Annotated in this window: 19 protein-coding genes; 14 read left to right on the forward strand and 5 right to left on the reverse strand. The window is 31.2% G+C overall.

Annotated elements, in window-relative coordinates; translation table 11 throughout:
- Nucleotides 1-98 precede the first annotated feature (98 nt).
- The 9 genes from fabD to LNAT_RS05715 all read left to right on the forward strand — a co-directional run bounded on the left by fabD (nucleotide 99) and on the right by LNAT_RS05715 (nucleotide 7,670).
- Nucleotides 99-1,004, forward strand: coding sequence for an ACP S-malonyltransferase (fabD, locus tag LNAT_RS05675; RefSeq protein WP_096259292.1), 906 nt, complete (start codon nucleotides 99-101; stop codon nucleotides 1,002-1,004).
- The gene (locus tag LNAT_RS05680; RefSeq protein ID WP_096259294.1) at nucleotides 1,001-1,741 is read left to right on the forward strand and encodes a nitrilase-related carbon-nitrogen hydrolase; all 741 of its coding nucleotides are present in this window, start codon (nucleotides 1,001-1,003) and stop codon (nucleotides 1,739-1,741) included. Before fabD ends, LNAT_RS05680 begins: the two co-directional genes overlap by 4 nt.
- Complete coding sequence (locus LNAT_RS05685) at nucleotides 1,741-2,430, forward strand: 5'-methylthioadenosine/adenosylhomocysteine nucleosidase (RefSeq protein ID WP_238594005.1); 690 nt, start codon at nucleotides 1,741-1,743, stop codon at nucleotides 2,428-2,430. The genes LNAT_RS05680 and LNAT_RS05685 overlap by 1 nt, the downstream gene beginning before the upstream one ends.
- Nucleotides 2,423-3,613: a YdgA family protein gene (locus tag LNAT_RS05690; protein WP_096259299.1), complete on the forward strand. Its 1,191-nt coding sequence runs from the start codon at nucleotides 2,423-2,425 to the stop codon at nucleotides 3,611-3,613. Before LNAT_RS05685 ends, LNAT_RS05690 begins: the two co-directional genes overlap by 8 nt.
- Nucleotides 3,610-4,383, forward strand: coding sequence for a tRNA 2-thiocytidine biosynthesis TtcA family protein (locus tag LNAT_RS05695; protein WP_238594006.1), 774 nt, complete (start codon nucleotides 3,610-3,612; stop codon nucleotides 4,381-4,383). The genes LNAT_RS05690 and LNAT_RS05695 overlap by 4 nt, the downstream gene beginning before the upstream one ends.
- Entirely contained in the window at nucleotides 4,380-5,402 is a 1,023-nt protein-coding gene (gene mnmA, locus LNAT_RS05700; RefSeq protein ID WP_096259301.1) for a tRNA 2-thiouridine(34) synthase MnmA, read from the forward strand. The genes LNAT_RS05695 and mnmA overlap by 4 nt, the downstream gene beginning before the upstream one ends.
- A 123-nt stretch (nucleotides 5,403-5,525) precedes the next feature.
- Nucleotides 5,526-6,452 carry a ribose-phosphate pyrophosphokinase gene (locus LNAT_RS05705; RefSeq protein WP_096259303.1) on the forward strand — a complete coding sequence of 309 codons (927 nt, stop codon included), beginning with the start codon at nucleotides 5,526-5,528 and terminating at the stop codon, nucleotides 6,450-6,452.
- On the forward strand, nucleotides 6,452-7,006 hold the full coding sequence (locus LNAT_RS05710; RefSeq protein WP_096259305.1) for an IMPACT family protein: 555 nt from the start codon (nucleotides 6,452-6,454) through the stop codon (nucleotides 7,004-7,006). Before LNAT_RS05705 ends, LNAT_RS05710 begins: the two co-directional genes overlap by 1 nt.
- 34 nt (nucleotides 7,007-7,040) lie before the next feature.
- Nucleotides 7,041-7,670, forward strand: a complete 630-nt coding sequence (locus LNAT_RS05715; protein ID WP_096259307.1) for a ribonuclease T2 family protein — start codon at nucleotides 7,041-7,043, stop codon at nucleotides 7,668-7,670.
- Here the strand turns inward: LNAT_RS05715 and LNAT_RS05720 are convergent.
- From LNAT_RS05720 to LNAT_RS05740, 5 genes are read right to left on the reverse strand one after another with little or no spacing between them, the layout of a single operon-like run.
- Nucleotides 7,654-8,154, reverse strand: coding sequence for a phosphatidylglycerophosphatase A family protein (locus tag LNAT_RS05720; RefSeq protein ID WP_096259309.1), 501 nt, complete (start codon nucleotides 8,152-8,154; stop codon nucleotides 7,654-7,656). The genes LNAT_RS05715 and LNAT_RS05720 overlap by 17 nt on opposite strands.
- Nucleotides 8,147-8,797, reverse strand: a complete 651-nt coding sequence (locus LNAT_RS05725) for a phosphoribosyltransferase (protein ID WP_096259311.1) — start codon at nucleotides 8,795-8,797, stop codon at nucleotides 8,147-8,149. Before LNAT_RS05725 ends, LNAT_RS05720 begins: the two co-directional genes overlap by 8 nt.
- Before the next feature lie 9 nt (nucleotides 8,798-8,806).
- Entirely contained in the window at nucleotides 8,807-9,982 is a 1,176-nt protein-coding gene (locus LNAT_RS05730) for a sulfate adenylyltransferase (protein ID WP_096259313.1), read from the reverse strand.
- Nucleotides 9,960-10,826 (reverse strand): response regulator transcription factor, encoded by an 867-nt coding sequence (locus tag LNAT_RS05735; RefSeq protein ID WP_096259315.1) that lies wholly within the window; start codon nucleotides 10,824-10,826, stop codon nucleotides 9,960-9,962. Before LNAT_RS05735 ends, LNAT_RS05730 begins: the two co-directional genes overlap by 23 nt.
- On the reverse strand, nucleotides 10,801-11,922 hold the full coding sequence (locus LNAT_RS05740; protein WP_096259317.1) for a bifunctional 2-C-methyl-D-erythritol 4-phosphate cytidylyltransferase/2-C-methyl-D-erythritol 2,4-cyclodiphosphate synthase: 1,122 nt from the start codon (nucleotides 11,920-11,922) through the stop codon (nucleotides 10,801-10,803). Before LNAT_RS05740 ends, LNAT_RS05735 begins: the two co-directional genes overlap by 26 nt.
- Nucleotides 11,923-12,232: 310 nt before the next feature.
- On the opposite strand from LNAT_RS05740, the gene thiC reads away from it, so the two are divergent.
- From thiC to LNAT_RS05765, 5 genes are all read left to right on the forward strand, one after another.
- Nucleotides 12,233-13,609 (forward strand): phosphomethylpyrimidine synthase ThiC, encoded by a 1,377-nt coding sequence (thiC, locus tag LNAT_RS05745; protein ID WP_096259319.1) that lies wholly within the window; start codon nucleotides 12,233-12,235, stop codon nucleotides 13,607-13,609.
- Nucleotides 13,610-13,671: 62 nt separating this feature from the next.
- Nucleotides 13,672-14,790: an Mrp/NBP35 family ATP-binding protein gene (locus tag LNAT_RS05750; protein ID WP_096259321.1), complete on the forward strand. Its 1,119-nt coding sequence runs from the start codon at nucleotides 13,672-13,674 to the stop codon at nucleotides 14,788-14,790.
- A gap of 63 nt (nucleotides 14,791-14,853) precedes the next feature.
- Nucleotides 14,854-15,621, forward strand: a complete 768-nt coding sequence (locus LNAT_RS05755; RefSeq protein ID WP_096259322.1) for a GTP cyclohydrolase I — start codon at nucleotides 14,854-14,856, stop codon at nucleotides 15,619-15,621.
- The gene (locus tag LNAT_RS05760) at nucleotides 15,621-17,864 is read left to right on the forward strand and encodes a PD-(D/E)XK nuclease family protein (RefSeq protein WP_096259324.1); all 2,244 of its coding nucleotides are present in this window, start codon (nucleotides 15,621-15,623) and stop codon (nucleotides 17,862-17,864) included. The genes LNAT_RS05755 and LNAT_RS05760 overlap by 1 nt, the downstream gene beginning before the upstream one ends.
- 64 nt (nucleotides 17,865-17,928) lie before the next feature.
- The gene (locus LNAT_RS05765) at nucleotides 17,929-20,595 is read left to right on the forward strand and encodes a RecB-like helicase (protein WP_096259326.1); all 2,667 of its coding nucleotides are present in this window, start codon (nucleotides 17,929-17,931) and stop codon (nucleotides 20,593-20,595) included.
- The last annotated feature ends 1 nt before the right edge of the window (nucleotide 20,596 follow it).

The following is a 20,596-nucleotide window of genomic DNA, read 5'->3' on the forward strand; positions in this document are numbered from 1 at the left end:
TTTTAAATATAATTAATATAATATCCCAATTTTACATTATCCATTTTCAATTTTTCATTTTAAGAATTATTGTATAATTTTATAAAAAAAGGATATAAATGAAACTTGGTCTTTTATTTCCGGGACAGGGTTCTCAGTTTATTGGTATGGGAAAAGATTTTTATGAAAATTCAGAACTTGCACGAGAAATGTTTGAAATTGCAAGTGAGGCAATCAAAATTGATTTTAAAAAACTTATGTTTGAAGAAAATGACGATATTAATAAAACAGAATATACTCAACCGGCAATTTTGCTTTATTCCGCAATAGCCTATAAACTTTTTGAGCAAAATAAAAACTTTACATATAATTTTTCACTTGGGCATTCTCTTGGTGAATTTAGTGCCCTGTATTCTGCCGGGGCAATGGAACTTGCTGATGCTATCAGATTGGTACATGAGAGAGGAAAACTTATGAATTTAGCTTTTAAAGACAAAGTGGGAAGTATGATGGTGGTTTTAGGACTTGATGATAATATTGTAGAGGAAGTGTGCAAAGATTCAAATTTAAAAGTTTGGCCTGCAAATTATAATAGTGACGGACAGATTGTAATTGCCGGAATCAGAGATGATTTGGTTAAATTGGAACCTGTTTTAAAAGAGAAAGGTGCAAAAAGGGTAATGCTTCTTAATATGAGCGTTGCAAGTCACTGTCCTTTGCTTGAAAGTGCGGTTAAACCTTTGAAGGAACTGCTTGATGAATATTTGAAAGATGAATTTAAAAATGTTGTAAGCAATGTAACTGCAAAAGCATATAATACTAAAAAAGAAGCATTGGAACTTTTACCGATTCAGCTTACAAAACCTGTTCTTTATAAACAGTCAATCAAAAATTATGAAAATGAGGCGGACTTTTTTATTGAGTTTGGAGGAAAAGTTTTAATGGGAATAAACAGAAAAATAACCAAGAAAAAAACATATCCTGTAACTGATATGGCAAGTTTGGAAAAGGTTATAAATTTATGAAAATAGCTCTAGCACAGATAAGACCAAAATTAAGTCCTGATAATCTCAGTAAACATATTGAATTTATAGATAAAACCGATGCAGATTTAATTATTTTTCCGGAACTGAGTCTAAATGGATATAAAATAAAAGATGCCTTGCTTGAAGATGCTTTCAATGTTGTTTTTTTTGAAAAAATAAAATTCAATAAAGATGTTGTGTTGGGGGCTGCATTAAAAATTGACAATAAGATTTTTAATTCGGCTTTATATCTGGGGGAAGAATTGATAATTCATCATAAAAAACATCTACCGACTTACGGCGTGTTTGAAGAGGGAAGATTCTTTTTTGCAGGGAGTGAATTTAAAAGTTTTAATACAAAATTCGGGAAAACCAGTATGTTTATATGCGAAGATGTATTTAGTGGTGAGGCCATTGATTTTGTTGCAAAAGAAAAGCCCGATTTAATTATTGTAATTTCCGCTTCTCCTGCAAGAGAATTTAAGGATAATAAGCTGTTAATAGAAGAGCAGTGGGAGAGTGTATTAAAAACAATGGCTATTTTAAGCGGCGGATATGTGGCATTTTGCAATAGGGTGGGGTTTGAAGACGGACTTGGATTTTGGGGAGGCAGCAGGGTAATTAACCCAAAAGGGGAGGTTGAAGTAAAAGCCTCTTACTTTGAAGAGGAACTGATTGAGAGTGAGCTGAGTCATAAACTAACTTTTACCCAGAAATATTTTTTAAGGAAATCTTAATGATAGCTATAATGTGTGCAATGAGGGAAGAGCTTGAACCTATTTTAGAATATCTGAAATTAAAAGAAACAGTGGAATATGCTAATAATAAATATTATTTGGCAAAATTTAATAATTTGGACTTGGTTTTAGCCTATTCAAAAATAGGAAAAGTGAATGCTGCTTTGAGTGCTGCTATACTTATTGAAAAATTTAATGCTAAAAAACTGCTTTTTAGCGGTGTTGCCGGAGCGATTGAGAGAGATTTGAAAATAGGGGATTTGATAATTGCTACAAAAACCTGTCAGCATGATATAGATTTGACGGTATTTGGATATGAGCCCGGTTTTATACCTGAGAGTAAAGTATTTTTTGAATGTGATGAAAATTTAAATCATATTGCAAAAAAAGTAGCCGGTAAACTTGGTATAAAATTAAAAGAAGGTATTATTGCAAGCGGAGACCAGTTTATCCATTCAAAAGAGAAAAAAGAATGGATTGCCAAAACTTTTGGAGCGAGTGCCATTGAGATGGAAGGCGGGGCTGTAGGATGTGTATGTGATAATGAAAGTGTGCCTTTTTTTATGTTGAGGGCTATAAGTGATGCGGCGGAAGAAGGTGCCGGAATTGATTTTGATGAATTTTTAGAGGAATCTTCACGTGTGAGTGCCAAATTTTTAATTGAAATGTTAAAGGAAATAGATGAATAAACAAAAATATTTGATAATGGGAATAACTTTTTTAATTTTAATAGCCATAACACCTTTTGTTTTTTCAAAACTTATGAATGCAAAACTTAATAAAATGGTGGAAAACTTAAATAAAGAAGGTTACAGCGTTAAATTAATTAAAGATAAAAGTTCTTATTTAAAAACTGACAAAGTTTTTTTGGTTGATATACCCGGAGATAAACTCAATAACCAGTTAGTTGATAATCTTAAATTTAAAATAGAAACCACTTTTAACAATCTGCCTGTAACAAAAGTTGATTTTAAAGGTGTTTTGGAAAAAATTGATTTGACGGCAAAAGAATATAATGATGAGATAAATTCACTTTTTGATAAAAAAATAAAATTTACCGCCGTAACACCTAATTTTAAGGTATATGATTATAAACTTGAAGATATAAATTTACCTGTAGGAAATGCTGAAGTTAACATAAAAGGGATTAAAGGAATTTTTGAATACAGTGATATAAAAAACAATAAACTCTCAATTGATGATATTTCTTTTATAACAGATAATCTCTTAATTGAAATGAAAAATATAAGAAACAATTCTTTTTATAAAAAAAATAACATAAAAAATGAAAACAGTTTTGATTTTTATTTAAAAGTGGCAAATAACAATATTCAAATTAATAATGTTAAAATTTCCACTAATTCACTGATTGATAAAAAAACTTCCGTTATTTCCAAAATATCTTTTGATAAGTTTATAAGTAATTTTTTAAATATGGATAATTTTATGTTTAATATAAATGTTTTGAATCTTGATACTCCTGCATTAATTGCAGTTGCAAATGAAATAGACCCGCAAAAAAGGGATTTACTTACATTAAATTTACTTAAAAAAGGTTTAGAAATAAATTTACAATCACAGGCTGAAAAAATTGAAGTTATGAATAAAAGTCTTGGTTTTTATTTAGTTGATGCAAATTTAAAAGTATTGCCGGATCCTAATTTGCAAGAAGATATTAAAACCAATAATTTAAAATTTTTAGATTCAACCATACATTATGAAAGCACTCCTGAAATTGCAACATTATTTATGAATCTTTTTCCAAAAAGTGCATTTTTGTTTGCTTTAGCTAAAAAAACAAATGGAAAAGTTATTTTAGATATATCTTTAAAAAATTCAAAATTATTGATTAACGGGGAAGAAGTTAAGTGAATCCGATAAAAGATATATTTTTTTCAAAAAAAGTGACTAAATTTGTAGGACGGGTTCAGGGTGAATTTGAACTGATAAAACCTGGTGACAGGGTTTTGGTGGCCTTCAGTGGTGGAAAAGACAGTTTTGTTTTGCTTCATGTATTAAAAAGAATGCAGCTTATCGCCCCTTTTTCTTTTGAACTTGCCGCAATTACCATTGATTCTCAGACAGGAATTGATTATACTCCTTTAAAAGAGCATTGTGAAAAATTCGGGATAGAGTATATTTGGTATAAGACACCTATTTTTGAAATATTGGAAGAAAAAAAGCGACCCGGGAGCAGTCCATGCAGTTTTTGTGCAAGAATGAGAAGGGGGGCGCTTTATACAAAAGCAAAAGAGCTTGAATATAATAAATTAGCATTAGGACATCATTTTGACGATGCGGTGGAAACTTTTTTTATGGGACTTTTTTATAATGGAATAATGCGTTCAATGCCTCCTAAATATACGGCCTATACAGGTCTTGAAGTAATAAGACCTATGATCAAGGTCAGGGAAAAATGGATTGAATATATGGCAGGTAAAAACAGTTTTCCGATAATCAGTGGAGAAGAAAGCTGCTTGGCTTACAGGGCCAGTGACGGAAAAGAACCGTATGCCAGGGAAAAAGTAAAGAATTGGCTAAAAGAAATGGAAAAAGAAAATCCAAAATTTTTTCAAAGGCTTGAGAGTGCATTTTCACATATAGACTGCGATACGTTTTTTATGAAGGAGTTTTTGAAGTGAGAGTGTTAATGGGAGTTAGCGGAGGGGTTGACAGTGCAGTCGCTACTTATCTTTTAAAACAAAAAGGTTATGAAGTAATTGGAATTTATCTTAAAATGCACAGAGGTGTAAATCATAAGGAAAATTTGGAAAAAATAGAAAAAATCAGTAAAAAAATAGGTTTTGAATATGTTGTTGAAGATGTTGAAGAAGAATTTCAAAAAGAAGTATATGAATATTTTGTAAAAAGTTATGAAGTTGGGGCGACCCCGAATCCGTGTGCAATGTGTAACAGAAAAATAAAATTTGGAATTTTTATGAATTTTTTGGAAAAATACAACTGCCAAAAAGCTGCAACCGGGCATTATGTAAGAAATGACGGAGAATTTTTATATGAGGCCAAGGATAAAAACAAAGACCAGAGTTATTTTTTGTTTGGAATAAAAAAAGAAATTTTACCCAAAGTTATTTTTCCGCTGGGGGATTATACAAAAGATGAAATTAAAGAAATTGCCAAAAAAATCGGGCTTGATGAATTTGCAAACCAGAAAGAATCCCAGGATATCTGTTTTATAGACACAAATTATATTGAGGTGCTTAAAAATCATTTTAATCCCCAAAAAAAAGGTATAGTGGTAGATAAAAGTGGTAAAAAAATAGGTTACCATAAAGGATATGCGTTTTATACGATAGGTCAGAGAAAAGGATTTAATCTTTTTAAAGCCCATAAACCCCATTATGTAATTGGAATTGATGCTAAAGCCAATAAACTGATTGTCGGAGAAAAAAAAGATCTGGAAAAAAGGACGGTTTTTCTAAAAGGGGTAAATTTATTTATTGATAAGAATGAATTTGCAGCGCTTTCAAAAGTAAGATACCGTGCTCCTAAACTGCCATCTGTTGTAAAAATGGAGAGTAAAACTAAAGCCGTCGTTAAGTTTTTAGAACCGGCTGTGGGAGTGGCAAAAGGCCAGGCATGTGTATTTTATGACGGTGAAAAACTCCTTGGAGGGGGATGGATAAGGGGGGCGAAAAAATAATGGATAATGGATAATGAAAAATTAAAAATATAAAAAAATGTAAGAAGAATAATATAAAATTAAAAAATGAAAATTTAATTTAATTTTGATAACATTTCAATAACAAAACTAAGGAGAAAAAAAATGAAATTTAAACTTTTCAGTGGAACTGCCAATCCGGAAGTTGCAAAAGATATTTCGGAATTTCTTGACAGACCTCTTAGTAAAATTACAGTTAACAGATTCAGCGACGGAGAGATTAATGTTCAAATCGGAGAGAGTGTAAGGGGGATTGACTGTTTTATCGTTCAGCCGACATGTGCGCCTGCAAATGATAATTTAATGGAACTTTTGATTATTACGGATGCAATGAGAAGGGCAAGTGCAAACAGCATAACTGCGATTATACCTTATTTTGGATATGCAAGACAGGACAGAAAAGCGGCTCCAAGAGTTCCAATTTCTGCAAAACTTGTTGCAAATATGATGGAAAAAGCGGGAATTGACAGGGTTGTAACACTTGATTTGCATGCAGGGCAGATTCAGGGATTTTTTGATATTCCGGTTGATAATCTTTATGGAAGTATTCTGTTTTTTGATTATTTTAAAGAACTGCATCTTAAAAATCCGATTATTGCATCGCCTGATATCGGAGGAGTTGCAAGGGCAAGATATTTTGCAAGTAAACTTGGTCTTGATATGGTGATTGTTGATAAGAGAAGAGAGAGGGCAAATGTCAGTGAAGTTATGAATATTATCGGTGATGTTAAAGGAAAAGATGTAATTTTAATTGATGATATGGTGGATACTGCCGGGACCATGGTAAAAGCTGCCGCTGCTCTTAAAGAAAGAGGGGCTATAACTGTCAGAGCTTATGCAACCCACGGGGTATTAAGCGGTCCGGCAATTGAAAGGATTAAAAATTCTGTTTTGGAAGAGTTAATCATCAGTGATACAATTCCTCTAAAAAAAGATTGTAAAAAAATTAAAGTTTTAAAAACAGGAAAACTTTTTGCAGAGGTTATCAGAAGAATAGTGTACAACGAAAGCATTAATAAACTTTTTGCTTAATGAAAACTGTTAAAAAACTTAGCGCAGCAAGCATAGAAGTTAAAAATTCTAAATTTCACTCTTTCTTGCTTCCTTTTTCTGAATTTGAAAAAAAACTCAGTGAATTAAAGCGTCTTCATCCAAAAGCAAATCATTTTGTAACGGCTTACAGATACCTTAATGAGAATAATCAAATAGTTGAAGGCTCATCCGATGACGGAGAACCCAGGGGAAGTGCCGGAAGACCCACACTCAAAGTTTTACAGGGTGAGGATTTAATAAATGTCGGAGTTATAACTATCAGGTATTTTGGAGGAATTCTTCTTGGAGTCGGAGGGCTTGTGAGGGCTTACAGCGATGTCGTAAAAGAAGCTATTAAAAATGCCAAACCGACAGAATACAAAGATATTTTTGAGTTTAGTTTTGATGTGGATTATGATAAAACTCGTGAAATTGAATATTTAATAAAAAAATACAATATTTTGGTAATAGAGAGGGCTTTTGGATGCGAGGGTATTGAATATACTATCCGTGATGATTTGGAAAAAATTAATTTGATAAAAGAAAAGCTTTAAATTTAATGATATAATTCCTAAAAAAAGGAACAATATGAAAAAATTACTAACGCTTTTTTTAATTTTAGGAAGTCTGTTATATGCCATATCTACAGAAAATATTTTGGCGCTATCCTGGCAAAACGGTTTTTGTAAGGTGCATCCCAGAAATCCGGCGTGTTTAAACAGACACAGGGGGGATTATTCACTTACCAATTTTACACTCCACGGACTTTGGCCAAAAAAAGAATATTGTGCTTATAAACCGATGAATTTGGATAAGAGATTTATGAAAATTTTAGAAAAATTTATGCCGGCTGCAAAATTTGGTCTTGCTAAACATGAATGGAAAAAACACGGGGTATGTTTTGGAACTGATGCTAAAACATATTTTTTAACATCTATAAAATTAACTCAGCAATTTAATGAATCACTTTTTAGACAGTTTTTTGTAATGCATATGGGGCAGAGTGTAAGCCTTCAGAGACTTAGAATGATTTTCAGGGATGTTTTTGGCAAAGGTAATTCAAGAAAATTTCAACTTGTTTGTGAAGACGGATATATTACAGAAATCAGGATTAATCTAAAAGGGGACCCTGTTAAAAAAGACTTATATGAATTAATTGACAGTGCAAAAGAGATGCATAAAAAGCAGTGTCAAAGAGGAATTATAGCACTGCCTTAATTTTTAAATAAATTATATATAAAATTCCGGCCATTATTCCACCAAAAATTCCGGCAACAATATCATCTCCCATAACCCCCAGGCCTCCAGGGGCTTTTTTGTCAATTTTGCCTATGATGGACGGTTTATAAATATCAAAAAACCTAAAACAAATAAAAGCGAAAACTAATTTTATTAAAGTGTCTTCTTTTAAATTTCCAAGAACCCCGATTGAAATTAAAACCCCTGCAAATTCGTCTATCACGATTCTTTTATCATCGTGAATACCGCCAGAGTTTTCATATTCATTTACAAATTTATATCCTGTTACACTGAAAAGTATTATTAAAAGCCAAATAGTTGTATAAGGATTTGGAAAATAAACAATTATTAAATATGCCAAAATAGTGGCAACCAAACTTCCCCAAGTCCCAGGGGCTTTTGGTAAAAGTCCGCTAAAAAAACCGGTAATTATAAACCATTTAAATTTATTAAATCTATTCATTGTTCATCCATAAATTGTTGTTTTTTAAATCATTAATTAAAGCGAGCACCTCTTCATCACTTAAATCGTGAAAATCTTCATAAAAAGAAGCCACTGCAAAAGGTTTTAGTGGAGAAGTTATGAGACAATACACTTCATCAAAATATTTTTTCAATAATTCTTTTGTATCCTCCGGGCATACAGGGGCTAATGCTATAATTTTTTGTGGATTTAATTTTTTTATCATTTCATATGCCGCAACGGCACTGTATCCACTTGCAAATCCGTCATCTACTATAATTGCTGTTTTACCTTCTAAATCTGAATAAGGATTATTATTTCTGTATTTTAAATCTCTTCTTTTAACTTCCTGCAACACTTCTTTTGCAATTTCTTCCACGGGTATTTCTGAGAAAAGATATTCAAATTTTGGATTTAATATAACTTTTCCGTCTATTGTTATTGCTCCAAATCCGGCTTCCGGGTTAAAAGGAATAGGCAGTTTTCTTACAACCACTATATCCATCGGGATTTGTTGGGATTTGCTTATGGCATATGCCACCGGAACCCCGCCTCTCGGGATAGCAAATAAAACACTGTTTTTGGGGAGTTTATAAATTTCACTTAATTTTTTTCCAGCATCAAATCTGTCTTTAAATATCATTTTTTTCCTTTATGTAAGTGAACTTGTCTGATAAAGTTTCATCAGTGCAATATAAAAATCCTCATCGGTACTCTCTTCAATAAGACCTTTATTTGGTGAAATGTCGTAAAACAGTTTTTCAAGATTTTTAAACCTGTTTGGAAACATATGGGCTAAAAATTTTGCGCTTATTTCTTTTCTCATTAAAATTGTAGGAGGCATAAGGCCGGTTTTAAGCAGTTCTAAAATAGAATCGCTGTGATAACTTATGTGATGATGGCTTCCATGAGGGCATGAATTAACACTGACGATTGTTTTGCATATATTGCAATATACATATTCATTTATTGTTTTTGCCTCTATTTCAAGATTCATTGAATCAAAAATACTTTTTAAATGGTCCGCCTGATAATAAATTCCCAAGCCTTTATGTGTTTGCCCCATTATAAATTTGTTGCATCCGAAGTTTTTGGCAATCATTGCATCAAGTATAGCCTCATTTACTCCTGAAAAGATGTAAGTATTAATAAGAGGAATAATAATGATTTTTTCTTTAGGAAAATAAGTATCTACTAAATATTTCAATGTTTCAAATCTCAGTTTATATGGTACATCCTCTTCTTCAATATTTTTAATTAAAAACACTATTAATAAATCGTTTCTTTCAATCGCCTGACGCATTATTTTTTCATGGACCCTGTGTATAGGTTTTGCATGCATTGTCATTCCGACAACATCTTTTTTATTTTTAATTATTTCTCTTACATAATCTATTTTTTTCTTTATTCCGTAGTCTTCTACCCAAAAATTCCCGGCAATTGCATATTTTCCAAGTCTTTTAAGTGTTTTTGCAATTTGAGGATAGGTTTTGGTATCTTTGCTTCCATAAATTGTTTCCACTCTTTTTAAAGGGTCAATTTCATAAATTTCTTCTACCTCGACTTCTCCTATTTTTCTATTATTGTAAAAAAGTTCTATTTTTTTTGGATTGCTCTTTATTACTTCTTCATTTCTCCTCCCAGCCGGTGCAAGAATAAAAGAAAAGGGAATAGATTTTCCTTTATATTTTTTTTCCCTGTCGGCAGTTTGAGCTTCTTTTTTATTCATCAGTTTATCAATAGGATTTAATAATCCCGCCTGAACCATTGCAAGGGTATAATATGCTTCTTTATCAATAAATATTTTATTTTTGTTTGAAAATGCCATATTTTTTCCTTTTTTCCCACAAACTTTTTCTGCTGATACCTAATTTTTTACTAAGTTCCGTATCCGGGAATTTATGTTGATGGGTTGTGATTATGAATTTAATATATTCTTCAATTGACAGTATTTCATCTTCTAAAATTATTTTTTTAGGGGAATTTATTTCAATTTCAATAAATTCATTAAATATATTTTGAAAATCTTTGTCTGCTAAAAACACTGTTTTTCTCTTAAAAAGAATTAATGGAATATGTTCCAAATTTTTTTCTATATTAAAGCAGTAATATATCTGTTTTTCATCTCTTAAATCATTTTCACTGAAATTGTTTAAATTAATTATTTTTACAGGTATGTTTTCTTTTTTTGCTATTTCAAAAACAATTTTATCTGCAGCTTTTTTTAAATTTGTTTTTATTAAAAGCGGAAAGCGTATATTTTTTGGTATTTCCACTTCGATATCCTCAAGCAGATATTCTATGAAATTTTTAAAACAATGTGTTTTGTTTTTAAGGGTATAAAATTCCCTTAAGTGTAAAATTTTTCTGATTAATTCTTCTATAGAAAAAGGTTTTTGAATATAATCATCCGCTCCAAGTTCTATCGGCTGGGTTACGTTTGAATGTGTTACGTATGGTGCCAAAAGAATAATTATTTTATCTTTGTTTGAAAGTATGAAATTTTTTAAATTTCCCTGCAGGTTTGTATTTACAAGAAAGATATCCGCATTTGATTTTGCCGCTTCGTCATATGATGCGTAAATTTCGCATTTGGCATTCAGTTTTTCGCTTAAGTTGTTTTGAATACTCTGGGCTAAATATAATTCATTTTCTACTATTGTAATCTTCATACCAGTCCTTATAAGTTAGTGTTGCGCTAGATATAACCGCAATTCCCTCGCCCCTTCCGATAAATCCCATTTTTTCATTTGTGGTGGCTTTTACATTTACAGGAGCATTTATGAGTTTTGTGAGGTTTTTGGCTATTTTTGTTTTATAGTTTTTCAGTTTTGGTTTTTCGGCTATTATTGAAATATCTGCATTTATTATTTCCAAACCTGTTTTTTCTAAAATATTGATAACTTCTTTTAAAAGTTTTATTGAAGAGATGTTTTTGTATTTTTCATCGGTATCCGGGAAAAATTCTCCAATGTCCCCGTATCCTGCCCCTCCAAGCAGTGCGTCTATTAGTGAATGAATTACCACATCTCCGTCGCTGTGTGCTTTTAAACCGTAAGGAACGTCTATTTCCACTCCTCCTAGTATCATTTTTTTATTTTCCTCAAATTTATGCGTATCATAACCGCTGCCGGTTAGGAATGTTTTTTTTGGAGGTTTTAGGCATGGGAGGTTTAAATCTTTAAAATATGTAATTTTTCTGCTCTCTTCACTTCCTTCAATGTATAGAATTTTGCCTCCAATATTTTCAATCAGAGCTCTTTCATCTGTAAAAAGTTTATCTGTATTTATTGCTTTTTTGAGTGTTTCAGTTTTGCTTAACTGTGGTGTTTGGATTAGTTTTACATCGTCTCTGTCAATGGTGGAATTTTTATAAACCACTGTATCAACAGGTTTTAAAAAAGGCACAATGCACTCAGCCTTATCTTTGTTTTCAATTAAATCTAAAATAATTTTTTCGGGAATGCACGCCCTTGCAACGTCTATAACCATTACGTAAGGAGTTTTAACTTTTTCAAGCGCATTTTTTAGACTGAATTGTCTTTCTCTCTCTCCCGGGACTATTGTATAATCGCTTATTTTTTTATAAATCCTTACTTCTTCAGGATTTGCGGTAATTATTGTTTTTTTAAAATTGTAAAAGCTGTTTAATCTATCAGCTACAAACTGCCACAGGGGTTTATTTTCAATTCTTAGCCACTGTTTTTTTACGATATAATTAAATCTGCTAGAATTTCCGGCACTAAGTACTATTAAAGTAACACTCAATTGTTTCCTTTTGTAAATATGTTACGATATTATACAAAAAAATGTTACGAATTGTAAAAAATGTAAAAAATCGACACTGACTAAATGTACTCAACAAGAGTGTAAATTTTTAAACGCTGCAAAAAAGTTAAAAAGTGCAAACGCAAGCACCCTACGGGTTAAGTGTACTTTTTTTAATGTTTTTTTTTCGCTAAAATTTACAATTGTTTCGTTTTATTTAGTCAGTGTTTTAAAATAAATGGTATTTAAAATTTAAGTTTGTTTTAAGGTTTTTTTTGTAAAAAGTAACAAATTAAATAAAAGGAAATTTATGAGAAAAGAGTGGATTAAAAAAAGAAGCGGTAAAACACGTACCCAAATGTATTATGCAAAGCAGGGGATAATTACCGAAGAGATGGAATATATTGCAAAAAAAGAAAATCTTTCTGCTGAGCTTATAAGAAGCGAAGTGGCAAGGGGAAGACTTATAATTCCGGCAAATATTAACCATACTCACCTTGAACCTATGGCAATAGGCAGGGTTACCAAAACAAAAGTAAATTCAAATATAGGGGCTAGTGCTTTGGCCAGTGATATCGAAGAGGAAGTAAAAAAACTTAAGACTTCTGTAAAATACGGTGCCGATACTGTTATGGATTTAAGTGCCGGGGCTAAAAATATGGATGAAATAAGAGAGGCTATTATTGCGGCATCTCCTGTGCCAATCGGTACAGTGCCTATGTATCAGATTATTGATGAAATTAAAGATGTCGAGAAATTAACTTACGATGATATTTTAAGAGTGCTTGAAAAACAGGCAAAGCAGGGGGTCAGTTATTTTACAATTCATGCGGGGCTATTGCTTCGCCATATGCCGCTTGTTGCAAAAAGAAAAATGGGAATTGTAAGCAGGGGTGGTAGTTTAACGGCTTCCTGGATGTTAAAACACCACAAGGAAAATCCTTTTTATACGATTTTTGATGAAATTTTGGATATATGTAGACGTTATGATGTTTCACTTTCACTTGGAGATAGTTTAAGACCAGGATGTCTGTATGATGCAAGTGATGAGGCTCAGCTTGAAGAACTTAAAACTCTTGGGGAACTGACACTAAAAGCATGGGATAAAGACGTTCAGGTTATGATAGAAGGACCGGGGCATGTGCCTATTAATGAGATTGAAAGAAATGTAAGGTTAGAACAGATTTACTGCCATGAAGCGCCTTTTTATGTATTGGGACCTCTTGTACTTGATATAGGGGCAGGGTATGACCATATAGGCAGCGCAATAGGCGCGGCTATGGCGGCGTGGTATGGCGTCAGTATGCTATGCTATGTTACACCAAAAGAACATCTTGGGCTTCCGAATGAAAAAGATGTACGTGAGGGAATGATGGCATATAAAATTGCGGCTCACTCTGCTGATATTGCAAGAAAAATCCCTCATGCAAGAGACAGGGACGATGCAATGAGTGATGCAAGATATCATTTTGACTGGAACAGGCAGTTTGAACTGGCACTTGACCCTGAGAGGGCAAGGGAATTTCATGATGAAACACTTCCTCAGGAAGTATTTAAAGAAGCTGAATTTTGCTCTATGTGCGGACCGAAATTCTGTTCTTATAAAGTAACTCAGGATGCTATGAAACAGTTTAACTGGGATGAATTTAAAAAAGAAGCAATGGAGAAGATGAAAAATGAGAATTAATATATTGACAAAAACAAAAAAAAGTAATATAACCTATTTAAAAATTAATTTAAGGAGTTGAAGTGAAAGAAAAAATTAAAGAACTTTTGCAAAAAGTTGTATATCCTGGATTTAAAAAATCAGTGGTTGATTTTGGATTTGTAAAAGATATTGAGGTAAGCGAAGATGGTAAAAAAACAATTATAACTTATCAAATCCCATCAAGCGATGATGAGGTGGCTCAAAGATTAAACGATACTACCGTAGAAACTTTAAAAGAAGCTGGAATTGAAGCAACTACTCAAATAATAAGACCTAAAAAACCAAGAGAGACTTCAAGCAGAGGTGTTAATAAAATGCCAAGCGTTAAAAGTTTTGTAATGGTATCTTCCGGAAAAGGCGGGGTTGGTAAAACTACAACCGCCGTTAATTTAGCGCTAGCTCTTGCAAAAGAAGGTAAAAAAGTGGGAATTTTAGACGGAGACATTTACGGACCGAATGTTGCCAGAATGCTTGGAATGCAGGATAGAAAACCGGAAGTTGTGGGAAATAAAGTAAAAGCGTTTGAAGTTATGGGAATTAAATTTATGTCTATGGCAAATTTGCTGCCTGAGGGTAAAGCGCTTATGTGGAGAGGTGCTATGCTTGTAAAAGCGCTTCAACAATTTATGGAAGATGTGGACTGGGGAGAACTTGATATTTTAGTTATAGATATGCCTCCAGGAACCGGGGATGCTCAAATGACAATGGCACAGCAGGTACCGGTGACTGCAGGGGTGGCGGTAACTACCCCTCAAACAGTGGCAGTAGACGACGCAAAAAGAAGTTTTGATATGTTTAAACAGCTTCACATTCCGATTGCAGGTGTTATTGAAAATATGAGCGGATTTATCTGTCCAAATTGCGGAATGGAGTATGATATTTTTGGAAAAGGTGCTGCTGCGAAGTTGGCAAAAGATTATGATACAAAAGTACTTGCACAAATTCCAATTGAACCGGAAATCAGAGAAGGCGGAGATACAGGAAAACCTATTGTTGTATCAAGACCCGAGAGTGAGAGTGCAAAAAGATTTTCTAAAGCCGCAAAAGAGTTGATTGAATTTATTGATTATGTGTTGGCTGAAGATTTGGCCGGAAATGAGATGATTCAGCCAATTTATGGGGTAAACGGCGCTCCTAGTGCTTGCAGCGTAAACAGATAACTCTTCTTTTTTCTTCTTTTTATATTTTTAAAAATATGCTATATTAATAAAAAAAGGCTTTAAATGCTTGAAAAAATCAGAAAAATATATGAATCTAAAAATTTAACAACTCCTTTTGAAAAAGCACTTGAGATTTATAATTCTACGCCTTGTTTTAAAATAAATGAAAATGTTTATGATAAAAATCCAAACTGGAATGATGATGTGCATTTTCTAATGCGTCTTATTGCAACAGAAAAAATGAAAAAAGTTTTTAAAGCTCTTAAAATTGATATGGACGATCCTAATGTTGCTGAAAATTTAGAAGAGGGGAATATCGGAACCGCCGGCAGGATTGTAAAAATGTGGAGCGGGAGAGATACAAAAGATGACAGGGAACTTATGGGGGGCAGGTTTAATAAACCTGTAAGACTTGCAAAATTTCCAAATGAAATAAGCAGGGATTTTGATAATCCGATAATAAAAGAAGTCGATTTAACGGCGGTTTGTTCTCACCATTTTGCACCTTTTTCCACAAAATTTTCTGATAAAGCAAAAATTGTAATCGCTTATATTCCCAAAGATTATGTTTTGGGTATTTCAAAACTTCAAAGGGTGGTTAGATTTATCGCCCAGCGCGGATGGCTTCAGGAAGATTTGACAAAGGCTATTTATAAAGAAATTTCAAAAACCGCAGAAACCGATGATGTATATGTAAAACTTAAAAACATTAAGCATTCGTGTGAGTTTCTAAGAGGTGCTTTGAGTGAGAGCGATGGATTTACAACGGAATATTTTGGTGGAAAGTTCAGGAAAAACAGGGATTTGCTTGATTTTGTAAGGAATTATTAATGAATTTAAAAATTTTCACCACATCACGTCAGATAAAAAAATGGTTGGAGAATAAGGATAATCAGTTTCTTGATAAATTTTATACGTTAGGGGAGTTTTTAGGAAAAATTGTTGTGGTTGATGGTAAAAAGTTTATTGACGAGGATTTAAGGAAAAAGTATCTTTTTGATGCCATTAAAAATATAGATGTTGAGAAGCTTGGAATCAGCAGGGATTTTGTAAATTTTTTTAATGATTCTAATTTTATTTTTTCTTTTTTTAATGAACTTTTTTTAGAAGATGTGGATATTGATGATGTAATTTTGAGTGATGTTTATCTGGATTATGAAAAACACTTGGAAATTTTAAAAGAAATTAGAAAAAATTATGAAAAATTGCTGGACGTTGACGGTTATATTGATAAATTTTTAATTAAAGATTTCAGGATTAATGACGGATTGCTTGATGGAATTGATAAGATTGAGATGGTGTTAGACGGATATTTGAGCAAGTTTGATTTAAAAGTGCTTGAAAAAATAGATAAACCAATTGAAATAACTTTCAGTGTGGATAAATTTAATAAATCGCTTATTGAGAAATCTTTAAAAGTTGCCGTGGATGAAGGATATAAATATAAATATGATTTTAAAAATCAAAAACTAGAAAAAATTAAAGAAATTAAAAACAAGCCGGATATTGAAATAGCGTATTTTAGTGACAGGATAAATCAGGTAAATTTTGTTTTTGGGCAGATTGCGAAAATGGTGGATGAAGGAATAAGCCCTGAGAAAATAGCGGTAATTCTGCCTGAAGAGGAATTTAGTGAATTTTTAGGACTTTTTGATAAATACGAAAACTTAAATTTTGCAATGGGGGAAAGTTTTATAAAAAGCAATCTTTTTATCAAATTAAAAGCAATTTATGATTATCTGATAAGCAATGATGAAATGTCGTACAAAAAATGTGAAGATGTGATTGAAGATTTTAAAAATTATGATTTAATCGGTTTTATTGAAAAAACAGCCAGCAATAAAGAGAGAAAAGTTATAGATGAAGAGCTTTTTAAACTTAAAAAATTTGAAAATTTATTTAATGATAAAAAAGAGTTTTTATATTTTGTGCTTGAGAGGTTTAAAAATTTAACTTTTGATGATGTTTACAGCGGAAAAGTTACCTGTATGGGTGTGCTTGAAAGCAGAGGAATGGAGTTTGACGGGGTAATTATTATTGATTTTAATGAGGATATAGTCCCAAGGGTAAGTGAGAGTGATTTGTTTTTGAATACATTTATTAGAAAAACGGCAAAACTTCCAACAAGGTTTGATAGGGAAAATCTCCAAAAGCATTATTATTACCAGCTTATATACAATGCCAAAAAAGTAGCACTTAGTTATGTAAAAAATGAAGAAAAAGCTCCAAGCAGATTTTTATACGAACTAGGATTTGATCTGGGAAAAAGTTCAGACGAAATATATAAGGAAGTGGTTTATAAATATTCTCGAGAAAAAGAAGTAGCAAAATATGATGATGAATTTGAAATAAAATATCCTCTTTATCCAACCACTTTAAAAACACTGCTTGAATGCCCTAAAAAATACTATTTTTCTAAAATTTTAAAAATTGAAAATGAAATTGAAAGTGAAGATGAATTTTTTGGAAATATTTTTCACGAAGCGGTGGCCGAGGCTGTAAAAAATAAAGATAAAATAGACAGTTCCGATGGGTATTTTAAGTTTTTAATGGAAGAAACAACCAAAAGAATAAGTAATAAAAAGCTTCTTTTTGATGTATTGGTAGAGTGGGAAGATAAAATTAAAGTTTTTTGTGAGAGCGATTTTGAAGAGATGAAATACAGTGATAATTTGGTAGAAGAAAATATAAAGTTTGTTTTTGAAATAAAAGAGCTTGCGGCAAGAGCTGATAGGATAGATATCAAAGATAATGAAGTGGTATTGATTGATTATAAAACATCTAAAAATGCTAAGAAAACAGAAGAGTATATTTATGATTTTCAAACAACTTTTTATTATTTATGGGCTAAAGAAAAATTTCCTGAAAAAAATATAAAAACTTTTATTTGGGATATAGCAAATGCTAAAAAAATTCCCGGTGTTTTGAAAGTTGAAGGCTTAAAAGAAATATTAAATAATTTGCCTAAAAAAATAAAAATGGCAGAAGATATAATGATGGATGATAAATTAATAAAAAAAGCCAGTGATATTTGCAGGTGGTGTGATTATAAAACTGCATGTGGGAGAGACTGAGTTAATGTAAAATGGATAATGAAAAATGAAGAGTGAAAAACTGATAGATGAAAAAAGGAATATGATGAAGAAATTATTAAGCGTTGAGGCAAGTGCGGGGAGCGGAAAAACATTCAGGCTTGCAAACAGATACATTTCACTTTTAAATTTGGATAATCCTGTAAATATTGTTGCCATTACTTTTACAAATAAAGCCGCAAATGAAATGAAAGAGAGAATTGTTAAATTTTTATTTCTGTTAAAAAAAAATGATGAAGAGTTAGACGAAAAAGAAAGGAATGAAAAAAATAATATTATCAATATGGTTTGTAATGAATTAGGAATAAATAAAAAAGAATTATTATATAAAATTGATTATTTGATTAAATTATTTTTGACAAACGATAATAATATTCAAACAATCGATTCATTTATTAATAAAATTTTGAGAAAATTTAGTTTTTATGCCGGAATCAGGAGTAATTTTGATGTTGGAGATATAAATATAGATAATGTTTTTAACGAGTTTTTGAAAAGTTTAGATACTTATGAATTCAATAAATTGATTGAAATTGCAAAAAAAGAGGAAAAATTTACATCTCTTTTAGAGTTTTTTGAAAATTTGTATGAAAAAGATAAAGAAATTAAAAAAATAATGGAAAATGTAAAATGGAGAATAAAAAATGAAAATAATGTAATGGAAGAGATAGAGAAAATTAAAAATAGTTTTATTTTGGCTACGGCCGAATGTAAACAGGTTAATAATTTTTTTAAAAAAAACATATATGAAATGCTGAAAGTTAAAACAATTCCTTCTTTTTTGGAAAACGGGTCTTTGGAAAAAGTGAGGGGATTTAAAAAATGTTATGAACCCTGGATGGATAGAGAATTTGAAAAACTTATTGAATATATAAAAATTTATTTTAATTTCAAAGAAAAAATATTTTTTAAAAACCTGTTTTATTTTTATGAAAAATATAAAAATTTAAAATGGAAAATAAAAAATGAGGAAAATATTTTTTCTTTTAAGGATATTGAACATTTGGTTTATTATCTCTTGCGGGAAAATAAAATAGATAAAGATTTTTTATATTTCAGACTCGATTCAAAAATAAATCATATTTTAATGGATGAGTTTCAGGATACTTCCATTACCCAGTGGGAAATATTTGAGCCTTTGGTGGATGAGATTGCAAGCGGAGTTGGTAGGAGTGAAGAGAGGAGTTTTTTTTATGTGGGTGATGTAAAACAGGCTATTTACAGATTCAGAGGAGGGAATAAAGAGCTTTTCAGCGAAGTTGCGAACAGGTATAAACCCTTTGGGCTTGAAGTTGAAAAGCTTGATACAAATTTCAGAAGTGCAAAAAATATAGTAAATTTTGTAAATGAAAAATTTGGTCTTAATGAAAAAGCACATTCTGATAAGAACGGCTATGTAGAAGTGGACGAAATAGAAAAAGAGAATGCATTTGAGAAGGTGTATGAAAAAATTGAATTTTTAAATAAAAACGGGGTAAAAGATAAAGATATTGCTGTTTTAGTTTTTACAAACGATGATATCTTAAATTTAGCCGAATTTTTGGAAAACAAAGGTAAAAAAGTGGTAACGGCTAAAAAAGCCGAGGTTAAAACCCAGCCAAGTGCAAAAGCAATTATTTCGCTTATGAAATATCTGCATAACAAAAAGTTAAAAATTGAAAAATTAAATTTTTTATCATTAATAGGTAAAAAATGGAACGAAGAAGAGTTTGATATAAAAATTCAGCGTCCTGTTAAAATGATAAAAGAGATAATGGATAAAAATGATTTAGTGGATGAAGCAAGTCTTAAACTATTATATTATTCAAGCAGATATGATACTTTAGAAGATTTTGTAAATGATATAGAAAATTTCAGTGAGGAACTTCCATATAAAGAGTTTGACGGGATTACTATTATTACCATTCATAAAAGCAAAGGGCTTGAGTTTGATAATGTAATAGTGCTTGACAGGCTTACAAAAGAAATGTCGGATAGGGGTAATATTCTGTTTTATTATGAAAATGCCAGATTAAAAGAGATAAAACTTAAGATTCCAAACAGGGAAATAATAGATCCTGAATACAGGATAATAAAACAGAATGAAGAAAAATTAGTTCTTGAAGATAAAAAAAATGTGGAATATGTGGCTTTTACAAGAGCTAAAAATTCTTTGATTATTTTAAAAAGAAATGATAAAAGCATATTTTTAACAGATCTTGAAAAAATCCAAATTGGAGAGGTTATCCCCTCAAGCGGTAATAAATATAATGTTATTTTAGAAAAAATAAAAGTTAAACTAAGAAATTACGGAAAACAGGAAGTTAAAGTTGATGAGGAAGAATACAAGCCAAATGATTATGAAGCCATATTTTTAGGAAATGCACTTCATTATTCTTTTGAATGCGAAGATTTAGAGGCGGTTAGAAATATTTACGGTGATTTTTGTAATATAGAAGAAGTTAAAAAACTTTATAAAAAATCAAAAAATAAACTGCCAAACGGTAAAAAAGAAGTTCCTTTTATTTATAACAAAAAAGTGGGTAGGATAGATTTACTTGTGGAAGAAGATGACGGATTTATCATAATTGATTATAAATCTACAAAACCTAATGATATAAGAGGATATGAAAAACAGGTAAGGCATTATATTGAGGTTGTGGAAAATTTAACCGCCAAAAAAGCAAAAGGATATCTGTTTTATATAGATATTCAAAAAAAAGAAAAGGTATAAA

Origin of the sequence: Lebetimonas natsushimae (assembly GCF_002335445.1) — a bacterium.
Lineage (GTDB): Bacteria > Campylobacterota > Campylobacteria > Campylobacterales > Nautiliaceae > Lebetimonas > Lebetimonas natsushimae.